This window comes from Actinoplanes oryzae, from assembly GCF_030757795.1.
In the GTDB taxonomy this organism is placed as follows: Bacteria; Actinomycetota; Actinomycetes; order Mycobacteriales; family Micromonosporaceae; genus Actinoplanes.
Genome location: NZ_JAUQWH010000205.1, coordinates 1 through 14,480, shown reverse-complemented (window position 1 = coordinate 14,480; position 14,480 = coordinate 1). Strand labels below are relative to the sequence as shown.

17 protein-coding genes are annotated in these 14,480 nt (G+C 72.7%); 8 read left to right on the top strand and 9 right to left on the bottom strand.

What is annotated here, in order from left to right:
• Positions 1 to 332 (bottom strand): glycosyltransferase (locus RBH18_RS38880; protein ID WP_306215515.1); only part of this gene is annotated, 332 nt, incomplete at its 3' end.
• A gap of 14 nt (positions 333 to 346) precedes the next feature.
• On the opposite strand from RBH18_RS38880, the gene RBH18_RS38875 reads away from it, so the two are divergent.
• The 6 genes from RBH18_RS38875 to RBH18_RS38850 all read left to right on the top strand — a co-directional run bounded on the left by RBH18_RS38875 (position 347) and on the right by RBH18_RS38850 (position 5,769).
• Complete coding sequence (locus RBH18_RS38875; protein WP_306215514.1) at positions 347 to 655, top strand: response regulator transcription factor; 309 nt, start codon at positions 347 to 349, stop codon at positions 653 to 655.
• Positions 656 to 670: 15 nt separating this feature from the next.
• Positions 671 to 1,753 (top strand): M24 family metallopeptidase, encoded by a 1,083-nt coding sequence (locus RBH18_RS38870; protein ID WP_306215513.1) that lies wholly within the window; start codon positions 671 to 673, stop codon positions 1,751 to 1,753.
• Positions 1,754 to 1,835: 82 nt separating this feature from the next.
• On the top strand, positions 1,836 to 2,192 hold the full coding sequence (locus RBH18_RS38865; RefSeq protein WP_306215512.1) for a cupin domain-containing protein: 357 nt from the start codon (positions 1,836 to 1,838) through the stop codon (positions 2,190 to 2,192).
• 5 nt (positions 2,193 to 2,197) lie between these two features.
• Entirely contained in the window at positions 2,198 to 3,133 is a 936-nt protein-coding gene (locus RBH18_RS38860) for a PDR/VanB family oxidoreductase (RefSeq protein ID WP_306215516.1), read from the top strand.
• A gap of 216 nt (positions 3,134 to 3,349) precedes the next feature.
• Positions 3,350 to 5,320 (top strand): NAD-dependent DNA ligase LigA, encoded by a 1,971-nt coding sequence (ligA, locus tag RBH18_RS38855; protein WP_306215511.1) that lies wholly within the window; start codon positions 3,350 to 3,352, stop codon positions 5,318 to 5,320.
• Positions 5,317 to 5,769, top strand: a complete 453-nt coding sequence (locus tag RBH18_RS38850) for a GNAT family N-acetyltransferase (protein WP_306215510.1) — start codon at positions 5,317 to 5,319, stop codon at positions 5,767 to 5,769. The genes ligA and RBH18_RS38850 overlap by 4 nt, the downstream gene beginning before the upstream one ends.
• A 61-nt stretch (positions 5,770 to 5,830) precedes the next feature.
• Here the strand turns inward: RBH18_RS38850 and RBH18_RS38845 are convergent, their stop codons facing one another.
• Positions 5,831 to 6,202, bottom strand: coding sequence for a hypothetical protein (locus RBH18_RS38845; RefSeq protein ID WP_306215509.1), 372 nt, complete (start codon positions 6,200 to 6,202; stop codon positions 5,831 to 5,833).
• Positions 6,203 to 6,232: 30 nt separating this feature from the next.
• Here RBH18_RS38845 and RBH18_RS38840 point away from each other — a divergent pair, with 30 nt between their 5' ends.
• Positions 6,233 to 6,994, top strand: a complete 762-nt coding sequence (locus tag RBH18_RS38840; protein ID WP_306215508.1) for an NAD-dependent epimerase/dehydratase family protein — start codon at positions 6,233 to 6,235, stop codon at positions 6,992 to 6,994.
• Here the strand turns inward: RBH18_RS38840 and RBH18_RS38835 are convergent.
• Complete coding sequence (locus tag RBH18_RS38835) at positions 6,991 to 9,384, bottom strand: MMPL family transporter (RefSeq protein ID WP_306215507.1); 2,394 nt, start codon at positions 9,382 to 9,384, stop codon at positions 6,991 to 6,993. The genes RBH18_RS38840 and RBH18_RS38835 overlap by 4 nt on opposite strands.
• A gap of 19 nt (positions 9,385 to 9,403) precedes the next feature.
• Positions 9,404 to 10,039 (bottom strand): TetR/AcrR family transcriptional regulator, encoded by a 636-nt coding sequence (locus RBH18_RS38830; RefSeq protein WP_306215506.1) that lies wholly within the window; start codon positions 10,037 to 10,039, stop codon positions 9,404 to 9,406.
• 112 nt (positions 10,040 to 10,151) lie between these two features.
• On the opposite strand from RBH18_RS38830, the gene RBH18_RS38825 reads away from it, so the two are divergent.
• Positions 10,152 to 10,556: a (R)-mandelonitrile lyase gene (locus tag RBH18_RS38825; RefSeq protein WP_306215505.1), complete on the top strand. Its 405-nt coding sequence runs from the start codon at positions 10,152 to 10,154 to the stop codon at positions 10,554 to 10,556.
• Here the strand turns inward: RBH18_RS38825 and RBH18_RS38820 are convergent.
• The 5 genes from RBH18_RS38820 to RBH18_RS38800 form a co-directional block, all read right to left on the bottom strand.
• Positions 10,542 to 10,892: a DUF2255 family protein gene (locus tag RBH18_RS38820; protein ID WP_306215504.1), complete on the bottom strand. Its 351-nt coding sequence runs from the start codon at positions 10,890 to 10,892 to the stop codon at positions 10,542 to 10,544. The genes RBH18_RS38825 and RBH18_RS38820 overlap by 15 nt on opposite strands.
• Positions 10,889 to 11,752, bottom strand: a complete 864-nt coding sequence (locus RBH18_RS38815; RefSeq protein WP_306215503.1) for a helix-turn-helix transcriptional regulator — start codon at positions 11,750 to 11,752, stop codon at positions 10,889 to 10,891. The genes RBH18_RS38820 and RBH18_RS38815 overlap by 4 nt, the downstream gene beginning before the upstream one ends.
• A 137-nt stretch (positions 11,753 to 11,889) precedes the next feature.
• Entirely contained in the window at positions 11,890 to 12,324 is a 435-nt protein-coding gene (locus tag RBH18_RS38810; protein WP_306215502.1) for a nitroreductase family deazaflavin-dependent oxidoreductase, read from the bottom strand.
• Positions 12,325 to 12,326: 2 nt separating this feature from the next.
• Positions 12,327 to 12,884 (bottom strand): PadR family transcriptional regulator, encoded by a 558-nt coding sequence (locus RBH18_RS38805; RefSeq protein WP_306215501.1) that lies wholly within the window; start codon positions 12,882 to 12,884, stop codon positions 12,327 to 12,329.
• Between the two features lie 131 nt (positions 12,885 to 13,015).
• The coding region (locus RBH18_RS38800) for a BTAD domain-containing putative transcriptional regulator (protein WP_306215500.1) at positions 13,016 to 14,480 on the bottom strand (1,465 nt) is incomplete at its 5' end.

Below are 14,480 nucleotides of genomic sequence, written 5' to 3'. Positions count from 1 at the left end.
GCGAGAGCGGCGCTGTCCCCGGGCGGGAAGAGCGCGGTGACCAGATGGGGCAGCGCGGCCGCATCGGCGCCGACCACGGGACGCCCGCTGGCCATGGCCTCGAGGGTGACGAGGCTCTGCAGCTCCGCGGTGCCCGCGTTGACGAAGACGGTCGCCTCGGCGTAGACGGCCGGCAGGTCGGCGTCGGGCACGAAACCGGGGAACGACACGTGTTCCGCCACGCCGAGGCGGGCAGCCAGCCGGGCCGGCGAACGCTGTTCCGTACCGGTTCCCGCGAGTACCAGACGGGCGTCCAGCCGCTCGCGGACCACGGCGAAGGCCCGGAGGACCACGTCCAGGTCGGGTGGTGGCCGCGAGCGAGGCCCTGCTGTCGCCGCGCGTCACCCGCCGCCTGATCGAGAACTTCCTCGACTCCCAGCCGGCCCCGCCGCCCGCGAGCGCCGCGCTGAACGCCCTCACCGACCGCGAGCGGGAAGAGTTGCGGCACATGGCGATGGGGCTGAGCAACGCCGAGATAGCCAAGACGCTCTACGTCGCCGAGCAGACCGTCAAGACACACGTCAGTCGGGTGCTGCACAAGCTCGGCCTGCGCGATCGGGTGCACGCCGTGGTCTTCGGCTACGAGAACGGGCTCGTGGTTCCGGGCCGCGGCTGACGGTACGGTGACCAGATGCCCGACACCCGGTTGACGCGCGCCCGGCAGCTGGTCTCCGAGCAGGGCTGGGCGGCGTTGCTCGTGACGCCGGGCTCGGACCTAGTCCACCTCACCGGATACGAGGCCATGCCGTTGGAACGCCTCACCTGTCTCGTCCTGCCCGCCCGGGGCGAGCCGACGCTGATCGTGCCGCGCCTGGAGCGTCCCGCGGCGGAGGAGGCGCCGGTGCGGCTGGTCGACTATCCCGACGGCGTGGACTTCATCCGGGTGCTTGCCGACACCCTGGCCGTCCGCACGGGGACGGTCGGCGTGGTGGACGCGATGCCGGCGGCGCATCTGGTGCCCGCGCAGCGGTTGCTGCCCGAGGTCCGCTGGGAGGTGGCCGGGCGGGCGCTGGCCCCGCTGCGAGCGGTCAAGACGGCCGCCGAGATCGCCGAACTGACATCCGCGGGAAGCGCCATCGATCACGTGCACCGGCGGATGCACCAGTGGCTGCGGCCGGGGCGGTCCGAGGCCGAGGTCGCCGCGGACATCGCCGTGGCCGTCCGCGACGCCGGGCACGCCCGCACGGACTTCGTGATCGTCGCCTCCGGCCCGAACGCGGCCAGCCCGCACCACACCAGCGGCCCGCGCGTCATCGAGCCCGGCGACGCGGTGGTCGTCGACATCGGCGGCACGATGCCCAGCGGCTACTGCTCCGACTGCACCCGCACGTACGTCGTCGGGCCCTCGGCGCCACCCGGCTTCGCGGAGATGTACGCGGTGCTGCAGGAGGCGCAGCGAGCGGCGGTGGCGGCCGTGCGTCCGGGCGTGCCGGCCGAGGCGGTGGACGCGGCGGCCCGCGACCACATCGCCGCGCACGGGTACGGCGAGCTGTTCGTGCACCGTACGGGGCACGGGATCGGCCTCGACACGCACGAGGAGCCCTACATCGTCACGGGCAACGCCGAGCCGCTCGTGGCCGGGACGACGTTCTCGATCGAGCCGGGCATCTACCGCCCCGGCGCGTACGGGGCCCGCATCGAGGACATCGTCGTGTGCACGCCCTCCGGGGCCCGGCGGCTCAACACCACGTCCACGGACCTCGTGCACCTCTGAGATTGCGCCACTGGCGGCCCGCCGGATCCACGGATACAGTCTTGGGATCCAATCCGAGCTGGTTTGTGTCCAGGGGGTTCGCATGACGCTCGTCAACCGTCCGGTCGAGGCGGCCGGCCTGCAGGAGTCGCTGCTCGGGCCGCCCAGCGCCGAGCCGCTCAGCGGCGAGATCACGGTCCGCAGCCGGGTGGACTTCGCGACCGAGGACCGTCGGGTGGTCTCCGGCATCTGGGAGTCCGAGCCGGGCACCTCACGCTGGGAGTTCGTGACCCGCGGCGAGATCATCCACGTCCTCGCCGGGCGCATGGTCGTCACCGAGGACGGCGGCGAGCCGGTCGAGGTGACCGCCGGGACGACGGCCTACTTCCCGATCGGCTGGCGCGGCGAGTGGGTCGTGACCGAGCGCCTGCGCAAGGTCTACGTGGTCTACAAGCCGTGACGGACATGCGGGAGCTCATGGTGCGCGGCCTCACCCTCGAGGCCGACGACGTGCTGACGGTCGAGCTGGTGGACCCCACCGGCGCCGCCTTGCCCGAGTGGACGCCCGGGGCCCACGCCGACCTCGTGGTGGGCGACGGCACCGTCCGCCAGTACTCGCTGTGCGGCGACCCGGCTGCGGGATCCCTCACGGTCGCCGTGCGGCACGACCCGGCCGGTCGCGGCGGGTCGTCCTGGGTGCATCGGACCCTGCGCCCGGGCGACAGGATCCCCGTACGCGGCATCAAGAACCATTTCGCGCTGGAGCCCGCGCCGCAGGTCGTCCTCGTGGCCGGCGGTGTCGGCATCACGCCGCTGCTCCCCATGGCGGAGCAGCTGGCCCGCGCCGGCAAGCCCTGGCGCCTGGCCTACCTCGGCCGCGAGACAAAGCGCATGCCGTTTCTGGACCGCGTCCGGGCTCTGGGCACCCCGGCAACTGTCCACGAGACCGCCACGACAGGCCGCCCGCCGATGTCCGAGCTGCTCGGCGATCTGGCACCCGGCGCGCTGGTCTACGTCTGCGGGCCGGCCGCACTCATCGAGGACGCGCGCGCGGCGCTCGAAGCCCGCGGCCTCGGGTCCCAGCTGCGCGCCGAATACTTCGAGGCGCCCGCCCTGGCGGCCGCCGAGGACCCCGGGACATTTCTCGTACGGCTGGAACGTTCCGGGATGGAGCTGGTCGTTCCGGCCGATCGCAGCGCGCTCGAGGTGGTCACCGGGGCCGGGATCGACGTGCTCAGCGACTGTGAGGAGGGCATCTGCGGCAGCTGCGAGACCAAGGTGCTGGCCGGCGAGGTCGACCACCGCGACTACGTGCTGACGAAGCAGGAGAAGGCCGAGAACTCCTGCATGATGATCTGCGTCTCGCGCGCCCGGGGGCCCCGCCTCACCCTCGATCTCTGAGGATCCGCGGCGCCGCGAAGTCCCGGTGTCTCGTGGTCACCCTCGGCGTGGCCCTGCACCGGCCGATGTGGACGCTCGGGCCCGGCGCCGGTGTGGCCGCCGGCACGGGAAGCGGTGCACGTCCGCGATCCCGCACGAGGCCGAGCACGCGGGGCCGCCACAGCGTCCCCGCGACGCGGGACGGGATTTGTCGTACCCGGGCCGTAGGTTGTCGGCATGACTCTCTCCGAGGCGGGCTTCGCCGCCGCTGTCGACCGGGTGCAGGCCGCCGCGAAGTCGTACTATGACACCGGCGACGTGCTGATGACCGACGCGGAGTACGACGCTCTGCTCGACGGCATCGCCGAGGCGAAGCGGGCGCACCCCGAGTGGGACGACCGCGGGGTGACGACCCGGGTCGCGGCGGGCGTGTCCAGCGGCGGCGACGTGCGGCATCCGGAGCCGATGATGTCGCTCGCCAAGGTCACCGGCGAGGAGGAGGTGCGGGCCTTCGTCGCGAGCCTCGGCGGCGACCCGTGCCTCGTGGAGGTCAAGCTCGACGGGCTCGCGATCCGGGTGGCCTATGCGGCGGGGCGGCTCGTCCTGGCCGCGCTGCGCGGCGACGGCAGCACCGGGGAGAACGTGACGGCCCAGGTGCTGCGCGGCATCGCGGGCCTGCCCGGCCGGCTGGCGACGGCGTGGACCGGCGAGGTGCGGGGCGAGATCTACATGACGGTCGGCGACTTCGAGGCCGCCTCGGCGAACAGGGTCGCGGCCGGCGGCAAGGCGTTCATCAACTCGCGGGGCGCGGTGGCCGGGTCGATCCGCGCCGCCGATCGCGGCTACGAGGCGCCGATGACCTTTTCGGCGTACGACATCTCGGGGGATTTCGCCTCGCACCGCGAGCGCATGGCCGCCGCCGCGGAGCTCGGGTTCCCGCCGGCCGGGCGGCTCGCCACCGGGGAGGTCCAGGTCGCCGGGGACGCGGAGGCCGCACTGGCCGCCGTCGCCCGGATCGGGGAGTTGCGCCGTGGCCTCGACTTCCCGATCGACGGCGCCGTGCTGACCGCCGACCTGGAGTCGACGCGCCGGCGGCTCGGCTCGGGCAGCCGCACGCCCTACTGGGCGGCCGCCTTCAAGTACCCCGCCGACACGGGCTCGACGGTGCTGCGCGACATCGAGGTGCGCGTCGGGCGCACCGGGCGCATCTCGTTGCGCGCCGTGCTCGACCCGGTGTTCGTGGACGGGACGACGATCACCTACGCGACGCTGCACAATCCCCGCTTCGTCGAGGAGCAGGGGCTCGCGATCGGCCAGACCGTCGCCGTGTGGCGCGCCGGCGACGTGATCCCGCGCGTCACCGCCCCCATCGGCGAGCAGCCGCACGGCCTCACCCTCTGGACGCCGCCCGGGACCTGCCCGCAGTGCGGCGAGCCGTGGGACAAGGCCAGCCTGCTCTGGCGCTGCCACACCGCCTCGTGCAGCGCCGTGAGCGCCCTGGAGTACTGGTGCAGCCGCGAGGCCCTGGACGTCGAGGGCGCGGGCGAGGCGCTGTGTGTCGCCCTGGTCGACGCCGGCCTGGCCACCGATGTCGCCGACCTCTACTCGCTCACCGAGGACCAGCTGGCCGAGCTGCCCGTCGGCAGCACCAAGGCCGGCGGCGTGGTGCTGCTCGGCAGGCTCAACGCCGCCAAGGTGATCGCCTCGCTGGAGCACAGCAAGACCCAGCCGTTCAACCGGGTGATCACCGGGCTGGGCATCCGGATGACCGGGCGCAGCGTGGGCCGCTGGCTCGCCGCCCGCTTCAAGAGCATGGACGCGCTGCGCGCCGCCACGGTCGAGGAGATCGCCGAGATCGACAAGATGGGGCTGATCAAGGCCCAGCACGTCGTCGACGGCCTCGCCGCCATGGCCGGCGTCATCGACCGCCTCGCCGCGGCGGGCGTCACCATGAGCGTGCCGGAGACGGCGGGGGAGAAGCCCCTCGAGGGCCGGACGTACGTGGTGAGCGGCAGCGTCCCGGGCTACACGCGCACCACGGTCAGCGAGCGCATCGAGGAGCTGGGCGGTCGTGCCTCCGGTAGCGTGTCGGCGTCGACGACGGCCCTGATCACCTCGGAGACGACCACGACCAAGGCCGTGAAGGCGGCGAAGCTCGGTGTCCCGGTGATCGACCCGGCCGAGTTCGCGCGGATGCTGGAGGGATGAGCATGACGATCGAGGTGCGGCCGGCGACGGCCGATGACGCCGCGGGTCTGGTGCCGTTGATCGCGGCGATGGGCTACGAGGTCACCGCGGCCGAGGTGGAGCGGCGGATCAGGGAGCTGCCGGCGGGAGACGCGGTTCTCGTCGCGGTGGACGAGGGGCGGGTGTGCGGCTGGTGTCACGTCTACCGCAGTCACAGCCTCATCGTCGGGCAGCGGGCGGAGATCGCGGGGCTCGCCGTCGACCCCGGCCATCAGGGCGGCGGCGTGGGCGGTGCGCTGCTGCGGCACGCCGAGGAGTGGGCGGCGGGCAACGGCATCGAGGTCGTGCACCTGCGCTCGGGCAGCGAGCGGGGCGCGGCGCACGAGTTCTACCGCAAGCAGGGCTACAGCTCGGTCAAGACCCAGCTGGCGCTGAGCAAGCGGCTGCGGCCGGCCGGGTCGCCCTCCTGAGCCCGGCGGGGGTGAACGGGTCCGCCCCGCGCGACACCACGCACGACCGCTCCGAGCCGCCTCAGCCTTCGGTGCGGGTCCCGCGCCGGCGCAGCTCCGCGCCGACGAGCGGAAGCGGGACCTTCACCCACTGCGTGTCGCCGAAGACCGCGAGGGTGTCGACGCCCGTCTGCCGCCAGATGTCGAGCAGCCGCAGGGCGTCGCAGTGGACGGACTCCGCGGCCTCGGGCAGCCGCCGGGCCCGGGCCGCCGCGCTGGCGTAGCCGGGCAGCACCGGGCCCGAATCGTCCACGCCGATGAAGACGACCGAGCCCCCGGCGTCGACCGGCACGTGGACGCCGCCGTCGACGATGGCGGCGACGAGCGTGTCGGAGTCGCCGGCGGCCGCTCCGCGGTCGAGGATCAGGGCGAGGGCATCGTTGGCAGCGGACATCGGCGAAGACTAGCGCAGGGACCGAGGAGCATGGCGAAGATCCTGATCACCGGCGCCGGCGGGGCGATCGGCACGATGCTGCGGGCGCGGCTGACCGGGCACGAGCTGCGGCTCACCGACGTACGGGCGGGGGCGGGCGTGAGGGCGCTCGACGTCACCGACGGGGCGGCGGTCGAGCGGGCCTGCCGGGGCGTCGACGCCGTCGTGCACCTGGGCGGGATCGCGGGCGAGGGACCCTTCGAGGACGTGCTCGCGGTCAATGTGCGCGGCACCGAGCGGGTCCTCGACGCCGCCCGCAGGCTCGGCGTGCCCCGGGTGGTCCTCGCGTCGAGCAACCATGCCGCCGGGCTGGAGGAGCGCCGGGACGACCTGCCGGACGACGTGCCGGCGCGTCCCGACTCGTACTACGGCTGGAGCAAGGCGGCGATGGAGTCGCTCGGGCGGCTTTACCACGACCGGTACGGGCTGCACGTGATCTGCCTGCGCATCGGTGCCTGCAAGGAGACGCCGGCCGACGCGCGGGACCTGTCGGTCTGGCTCTCCCCGGACGACGCGGCCCGGCTGGTGGAGGCGGCGCTGACGGCGACCGGCTGGCGGCTGGTCTGGGGCGTCTCGGCGAACACCCGCCGCTGGTGGTCGGCGGCGGGCGGGCGCGCGATCGGCTACGAGCCGCGGGACGACGCGGAGAAATGGGCGGCCCGGCTCGGTGAGCCGGACCTGACCCTTCCGGAGCACCGCCTGGTCGGCGGCACCATGGCAACCAGCCCGCTGGGCGGCGCCGAGCGCGGCTAGCGGAGCGCCTCGGCGGGCTCGCGCGGCTCGTGGACCACAGGGTGGCTGCGCTCGAGGGCGGCGCCCTCCACGTCCACGTTGGGGAGGATGCGGTCGAGCCAGCGCGGGATCCACCAGGCGGACCTGCCGAGCAGGTGCATGATCGCGGGGATCAGCAGCATGCGGACCAGGAAGGCGTCGGCGAGGACACCGAAGGCCAGGCCGAAGCCGAGCGACCGGATCATCGCCGTGTGGCTGAAGATGAAGCCGCCGAAGACGGAGATCATGATGATCGCCGCCGCGGTGACCACGGTGCGACCGGCGTGCACGCCCTGGCGGACGGCGAGCCGGGCCGGGGCGCCGTGGGCGTACGCCTCCCGCATGCCCGACACCAGGAAGAGCTGGTAGTCCATCGCCAGGCCGAACAGGATGCCGATCAGGATGGTCGGCAGGAAGCTCAGGATCGGACCCGGGTCGTGGATGCCGAACACCGCGCCGAGCCAGCCCCACTGGAAGATCGCCGTGATCGCGCCGAACGTGGCGAACAGCGACAGCACGAAGCCCAGCGTCGCCGTCAGCGGCACGAGCAGCGACCGGAAGACGAAGATCAAGATGATCAGCGACAAGCCGAGTACGACGCCCAGATAGAGCGGGAGCGCGTCGGACAGCTGCTCCGAGATGTCGATGTTGCCGCTCGCGCTGCCCGCCACGCCGAGCTGCACGTTGCCGTCGAGCGGGGACAGGCCGCGCAGGTCCCGCACCAATTGCTCGGTCGACTCCGACGTCGGGCCGCCGGTCGGGATCACCTGGAACGCGATCAGCGTCTTGTCCTCGGACAGGCCGATCGGGGCGACGGCGGTGACGTCGTCGGCGGCGAGCAGCCGGCTGCCGACGCGAACCTGCTCACCCAGGGAATCCGTGACCGGGGCCGGGAAGGCCGCCACCACCAGGAGCGGCCCGTTGACGCCGGCGCCGAACTTGTCCTCCACGATCTTGTACGCCTGGTACTGCGTGGAGTCCTCGGACTCCGACGACCCGTCCGGCAGGCCGAGCCGCATCGACAGCGCGGGCAGCGCGATGACCAGCAGGGCGGCCAGGGCGGCGACCGCGGTCAGCACGGCGCGACCGGTGCCCATGGCCTCGGTCGGGGCCTTCATGGCGTCGACGTGCCCGACGGCCGCGCGCGCCTTACGGCTGAGGATGCGGGTGCCCAGCAGCGACAGCAGTGCCGGGGTCAGCGTGACCGCGATGATGACCGAGACGGCGACGCAGATCGCGCCGACGGTGCCCATCATGCCGAGGAAGCCGATGCCGGTGACGTTGAGGGCCAGCAGCGCGACCAGCACCGTGGCGCCGGCGAAGACGACCGCGTTGCCCGAGGTGCCGTTGGCCAGCCCGATGGACTCGTGCAGCTCCACGCCGTTGAGCAGCTGGCGGCGGTGCCGGTTGAGGATGAAGAGGCTGTAGTCGATGCCGACCGCGAGGCCGAGCATGACGCCGAGCACCGGGGTGATCGAGAGCATGTCCACGACGCCGGACATCGCCAGCGACGCGGTGACGCCCACGCCCACGCCGACCAGCGCGCTGACCAGCGGCAGGGCGGCGGCGATCACGGTGCCGAGCATGACCAGCAGCGTGATGGCGGCGACCACCAGACCGGCGACCTCACCGACGCCGAGCACCTGCGGGACGCTCTGGGTGATCTCGTTGGAGAAGTCGGCCTCCACGCCGGCCGGGACGCCGCCGGTCACGTGGTCGACGACGCCTTCCTTGGTCTCCGGTGTGACGTCCATCTGCGGCTTGTCGAACGACACGGCCGCGACCGCCGTGGTGTTGTCCTCGGCGACCAGCCGGACCTTCGAGGACATGGCGAGCAGCTGCTGCGACTGCTTGAGCTGCGTGTCCTGCGCGTCGAGCTCGGCCTTCTGCTGGTCGAGCGCGGTCTGCTGGGCGGCCGGGGCGCCGGGCAGGGCGTCGAGCTGCTGCTGCGCCTGCTCCAGCCGGGTGCGGCCCGCCGCGATCTTCTGCGCGCCCGCCTGGACCTCGGCGGCCCGCTTGGCGGCCTGCTCCTGGGTGACGAACGGGTCGGTGGTGCCCGCGACGCCGCTCAGCTCGCCGGTGCTCGTGAGAAGCGTCCCGATGGCCGACTTCTGCTCGTCGGTGAAGGCCGCGCCGTTCGCGGTGTGGAACACGATGGTGCCGCTGCCACCGCTGGCGCTCGGGAACTTCTGCGCGAGCTGGTCGGTGACCTTGGCGGTCGCCGTGCCGGGGATGGTGACCTGCGACGACAAGGTGCCGCCGAAGGCGAAGTAGGCGCCGACGGCCAGCCCCAGGATCACGATCCAGGAGACGAGCACCGCCCACGCCCGCCGGGCGCCGAAGCGCCCGAGGCGATACAGCAATTCAGCCACGGGAGATCAGAACTTTCTGCTAGTAGCCCTTGCGGATGCTTGCGACGAGCCGGTCGAGCAGCTCGTCCCAGCGGGCCCGGGCGGCCGCGCCGGTGTCGGCACTGGTCTCGGCGAGCCAGTGGTGGGCGATCACCTCGATGCCGTGCATGAGCGAGCTGACGAGCAACTCGGCCTCGAGGGGGTCCAGGTCGGCGTTGCGCTCGGCCAGCTCGTGGGCGAGCTCATCGGTCGTACGGGAAAAAGTGGCTTGAAAGATCTGCTGCGGCCGCGGGTCACCGGTGCCGAACCCGCCGAGCGCCCGGTAGAGGAAGCCGATGAGCCCGGAGATGTCCGTGGCGCGCAGGGCGGCGGTGACGGTCGCGAACATCGCCGTGCGGCTGCCCTGCTCGACGGGCGTGGTGGTGACCTGCCTCCGGAAGGTGTCGATCACCGCGCCGAGCACCTCGGTGCAGACGGTCGTGACGACGTCGTCGATCGAGGCGAAATGGTTGAAGATCGTGCGCCGGGAGATGTCGGCCCGCTCGGCGAGCTGGTCGACGCTGAACCGGGCCGTGCCGCCCTCGGTGATCAGCGCCTTGGCGGCGTCGAGGATCGCCCGCCGGTGCCGCGCCTTGAGCGCTGCCCGGCGATCGGGCGGTACGGCCTCGACCATCATGACTACTTACACTAAGTGCATCGTTGCACCCGACGCAAACTGAGGGGTGCCCTGGTGATACACCCCTCAGGAGAACCTGTCGGCGGCCCGCGCGAGGGAGTTAGCTGGACATATGGAACTCTTGCCCGTCCGTCCCACGGTGCGGACGCCCGCCGCGGCGTTCACCGGCGACGTCTACCTGACCCCGATCTACTCCGGCACCGGCCCGTCACGGATGACCGTGGCACTCGTCCGCTTCACGCCCGGAGCCCGCACCAACTGGCACTCGCACGCCGTCGGCCAGACCCTGCACGTCACCGAGGGCGCCGGCCTGGTCGGCACCCGCGACGGCCGGGTGCTCCGGATCCACGCCGGCGAGACCGTGGTCTGCCCGCCCGGCGAGGAGCACTGGCACGGCGCCGGCCCGGACACCTTCATGAGCCACCTGGCCATGCTGGAAGCGAACGAGGACGGGAGCGACCCGACCACGTGGCTGGAGCCCGTACCCGATGGGGTCTACGGGTCAGAGGCGGTCTAACCGCAGGGTGGTGCCCGCGGCCGGGGGCTCGGTCATGGCTTCCGTGTACGGAGAAGTGCCGTACTTGCCGCGGAACGCTTCGTCGATCTGCGCGTTCACCCCGGGCTCACCGGCCGGGGTGAAGCGCACCGCGTAACGTTCGTCACCCGCGACGACCGTACCCGCGCCGTGTTTGAGGGCCCGCCGGTACCACAGGCCGCCCTCGCCCTTCCACGAGCGCACATAGAGCTCGTCGCCGACTGCCACGACCCAGATCGGCGTACGCACATCGGGGCGCCCCGGTGCCGCCACGATGACATCGATCTCGTGGCTCGCGCCGAGGTCCGCCCAGCTCATGACGAGACCGGCTCGGTGGTGGCCGCCCACGACGCCAGCAACGTCAGCGCGTGGGCGGTCGGGGAGTCGGGTTCGGCGGCGTAGATGGTCATGATCAGGCCCTGCTCCGCGATCAGCTCCATGCTCTCGTACGCCAGCTCAAGGTCTCCCACCACGTGATGGCGGAAATGCTTGACGCCCGTGCCGTGGATGCGGACGTTGTGCGCGCCCCACCGCCGCCGGAAGTCGTCGCTGCGCGTGGACAGCTCGCCGACCAGGTCGTGCAGCTCCTTGTTGTGCGGGTCGACGCCGGCCGCCGTCCGCAGGTTGGCCACCGTCATGTCCGCGAAGCGCTCCCAGTCGGGATAGAACCGGTGCGCCGCGCTGCTCAGGAACGTGAACCGCGCGAAGTTCGGCGGGGTGGCCGGGTCGGCGAAGAGATCGCTGTGCATCGCGCGGCCCAGGTGGTTGGCGGCCAGCAGGTCGGCGCGGCCGTTGACCAGGATCGCCGGCGCGGTGATCGCGTCGAGGGACCACTGCAGGCTCGGCCGCACGGTCCACTGCTTGGGCCGGCCGGGGCGCCGCAGCAACGAGCCGCTGCCGTTGGCCTCCTGCGCCAGCCGCATCAGGTGGGCGCGCTCGGCGTCGTCGAGCTGCAGGGCCCGCGCGATCGCCTCGAGCACCCCGGCGGACACCCCGGCCAGCGCGCCGCGCTCCAGCTTCGCGTAGTACTCGACGCTCATTCCGGCGAGCGCCGCCACCTCGCCCCGCCGCAACCCCGGCACGCGGCGTTGCCCGGCGACCGGGACGCCGGCCCGCTCCGGGGTGATCTTCGCGCGGCGTGACGTGAGGAAGTCGCGCACTTCGGCTCGGTTGTTCACCCCTCCGACGGTACGACGACCCGGGCGCGCCAGCGAGACACTGCTGGTACACGTCTCGGCGGAATGCCCGGGGGTCTGCTCGGCGGGGTCTACGGCAGGATCTCGGTCGGGTCCGTCGGGCGCTGTGCCGCCCCCGATCAGGCGCTCTCGATGCGGAACACGGCGACATTCGGCGCCGCCGAGGCGAACCCGTCGGGCGTCGCGTCCGGGACCACGCCGGTCTTGACGAACATCGGCACGCCGTGCGGCACCTCCCGGGGGAAGGCGCGCAGCACCGGCACCCGCTCCTGCTCGGGGATCTCCACCAGCCGGACGCGCTCCTGCTTGCGCCCGCGGGACAGGACGGCCGAGCCGGCCGCCCGGGCGTTCTTGACCCAGTCGCCCTTGGCGTAGCCGCCGATGATGTAGCGGTGACCGTCGACCGTCAGCGGTGAGACGGGCGTGGTGCGCGGCTGACCGCTCTTGCGGCCCGGGACGGTGATCAGGTGCATGGTGCCGATCGGCAGCCCGATGCGCTGGAGGCCGATGATGATCTTGTTGGCGAACTTGAGCGATCTGGGCGGGAAGGACATCGTCACTCCTGGGGCGTGGTCGGGGGGACGGCCCAGTCGACGGTGCCGTCCTCTATGGCCAGAGCCGTCTCCCGCAGCCACCCGATCTCGGTGCGGCGCAGGAGCATGCCGTGGTCCGCCTCGAGCAGGACCACCGGGGGAACGCCGGACTCGCGGGCGGCGGCCAGGGCGCTCGCGTTCTCCTCCACGATCTTCTCCAGGGCCCGGCACCGCTCGTGGAGCAGCTCGACCGCCTCCGCCCGCTCGAGGTGCAGGATGTGGGCCAGGCCGGCGGGGAAGACGGGATATTCGGGACGGACCTCGGCCACGGAGCCGCGGACGAGGGTGTGCAACAGGTCGGCGCCCGCGTCGGTGAGGGCGTAGACCGTGCGCTCCGGGCGCGCTCCGGAGCGGGTGCGGTCGACCGGCTCGACGAGCCCGGCCTTGAGCGAGCGCTGCACCGTGTCGTACAGCGAGCCGCCGCGGATCTTGACGACGGCCCCCACCTGGCGCTCGCGAAGCAGCGCCTGCATCTCGTAGGGATGCCGGGGCCGCTCGCGCAGCAGGGCGAGGACCGCCATGGTCAAGGGTGTGTTCAGTGCGCGCACGAGCCGGCTTTCGGAGATGGGGGGTCAACCGAGGTCGAATAACCGAACTCGACTATACCGCAGGCATGATCCTGCCAAGGTCTCGGAAGCAGCGAGGGGGGTGCTCAGACGCCGAGATGGGCGCGGCGGGACAGTCCCCCGAGCATCAGGACGTGCCGGTCGCCCGGGGCCTCGCCCTCCGGGGCGGCGGCCAGTTCCGCGGCATAGAGCCGGAGAAGCTCGGGCATCGCGTACCGCGGTGGCGGCCCGCCCGGGACGGTGTCGACCAGGTTGCGGTCGACGAGCTTGAGCAGGATCAGATCCGCGATGTCGGGCGACAGCCGGGCGGCCTCGGCGATCTGGGCGGCCGTGAACTCCGGCCCCGCGAGCCCGGCCACGGTGGTGAAGACCAGCTGCTCGCCGGCGTCGAGGGTGCGGAAGGAGGCGGCGAAGCGCGACCGCAGGTCCTCGTCGCCCATCGCGAACTCGTCGAGCCGGGAGCGGCTCTCGGCCAGCCGCCGCGCGTAGGTCGCCGTCGACCAGTTGCGCGCGGCGATGGCGGCCCCGGCGCAGCGCAGGGCGGACGGGTTGCCGGCGCACAGGCGGACGACCGTCTCCGACATCTCCGGCGTCGCCCGGAACCGGTCCCTGCCGATCAGCTGGGCCAGGAGCTCCGAGCCCTGCTGGAGGCTGAGCGGCGACAGGGTGACCGTCCGGGCGCCGGGCACCGCGTGCAGCCGCTCCCGGCTGGTGATGACGACGGCGCACCGGGCGTAGCCGGGCAGGAGGGGCAGGATCTGGCGCACCGACACGGCGTCGTCGAGGACCAGCAGCAGCGACCGGCCGCTGCACCACGTGCGGAAGGCCTTCTGCAGCTCGTCGACGCCATCGGGAATGTCCTCGGTGGACAGCCCGGCGCCGCGCAGGAAGCTGGTGAGCACGGCGGCGCTGCTGGTCTGCGTGCCGTCGGGCTCCCGGAGCCGGTGGTAGAGCTGACCGTCCGGGAAGGAGGGCGCCAGCCGATGGGCGAGCCGGAGTGCGAACGCCGTCTTGCCGATGCCGGGCATGCCGGAGACCGCCAGCACCGGCACCGCCGTCCGGTGGTCCGACCCGGTCAGCCAGCGCTCCGCGCGCTCCAGCAGCCGCTCGTGACCGGCGAAGTCGCCGATGTCGGGCGGCAGCTGCGCGGGGGAGCCGAGCCCGCGGAGCGTGACCGCCCCGGTGCCGGCCGCCGGGAAGTCCGCCTCCAGCGCCGGATCCGACGAGATCAGCGCCTGATAGGTGCGGTCGACCACGGGGGAGGGATCCAGCCCGAGGTCGTCGCAGAGGACCCGGCGCAGCTTGTGGTAGACGTCCAGCGCCTCGGTGCGGCGCCCGGCCCGGTAGAGCGTGATCATCAGGCGGGTGTGGAAGCCCTCGTGCAACGGGTTCTCCGCGGTCAGGGTCTTCAGGTCGCTGATCAGCTCGGCGTGCCGGCCCAGGCGCAGCTTCGCGTCGCTGAACAGCTCCAGCGCCCGCAACCGGCTCTCCTCCAGGCTGGTGAGGCGGGCGGCGAGGGGCTCGCCGGCGACGCATCTTCTGGCGCCTCCC

Excerpts from the sequence above, each read along its gene's own strand:
- RBH18_RS38825 (WP_306215505.1), top strand. The coding sequence starts at position 10,152 with ATGGAACTCTTGCCCGTCCGTCCCACGGTGCGGACGCCCGCCGCGGCG.
- RBH18_RS38840 (WP_306215508.1), top strand. The coding sequence starts at position 6,233 with ATGGCGAAGATCCTGATCACCGGCGCCGGCGGGGCGATCGGCACGATG.
- RBH18_RS38845 (WP_306215509.1), bottom strand. The coding sequence starts at position 6,202 with ATGTCCGCTGCCAACGATGCCCTCGCCCTGATCCTCGACCGCGGAGCG.
- RBH18_RS38860 (WP_306215516.1), top strand. The coding sequence starts at position 2,198 with ATGCGGGAGCTCATGGTGCGCGGCCTCACCCTCGAGGCCGACGACGTG.
- RBH18_RS38865 (WP_306215512.1), top strand. The coding sequence starts at position 1,836 with ATGACGCTCGTCAACCGTCCGGTCGAGGCGGCCGGCCTGCAGGAGTCG.
- RBH18_RS38810 (WP_306215502.1), bottom strand. The coding sequence starts at position 12,324 with ATGTCCTTCCCGCCCAGATCGCTCAAGTTCGCCAACAAGATCATCATC.
- RBH18_RS38850 (WP_306215510.1), top strand. The coding sequence starts at position 5,317 with ATGAGCATGACGATCGAGGTGCGGCCGGCGACGGCCGATGACGCCGCG.
- ligA (WP_306215511.1), top strand. The coding sequence starts at position 3,350 with ATGACTCTCTCCGAGGCGGGCTTCGCCGCCGCTGTCGACCGGGTGCAG.
- RBH18_RS38820 (WP_306215504.1), bottom strand. The coding sequence starts at position 10,892 with ATGAGCTGGGCGGACCTCGGCGCGAGCCACGAGATCGATGTCATCGTG.
- RBH18_RS38805 (WP_306215501.1), bottom strand. The coding sequence starts at position 12,884 with ATGGCGGTCCTCGCCCTGCTGCGCGAGCGGCCCCGGCATCCCTACGAG.
- RBH18_RS38870 (WP_306215513.1), top strand. The coding sequence starts at position 671 with ATGCCCGACACCCGGTTGACGCGCGCCCGGCAGCTGGTCTCCGAGCAG.
- RBH18_RS38830 (WP_306215506.1), bottom strand. The coding sequence starts at position 10,039 with ATGATGGTCGAGGCCGTACCGCCCGATCGCCGGGCAGCGCTCAAGGCG.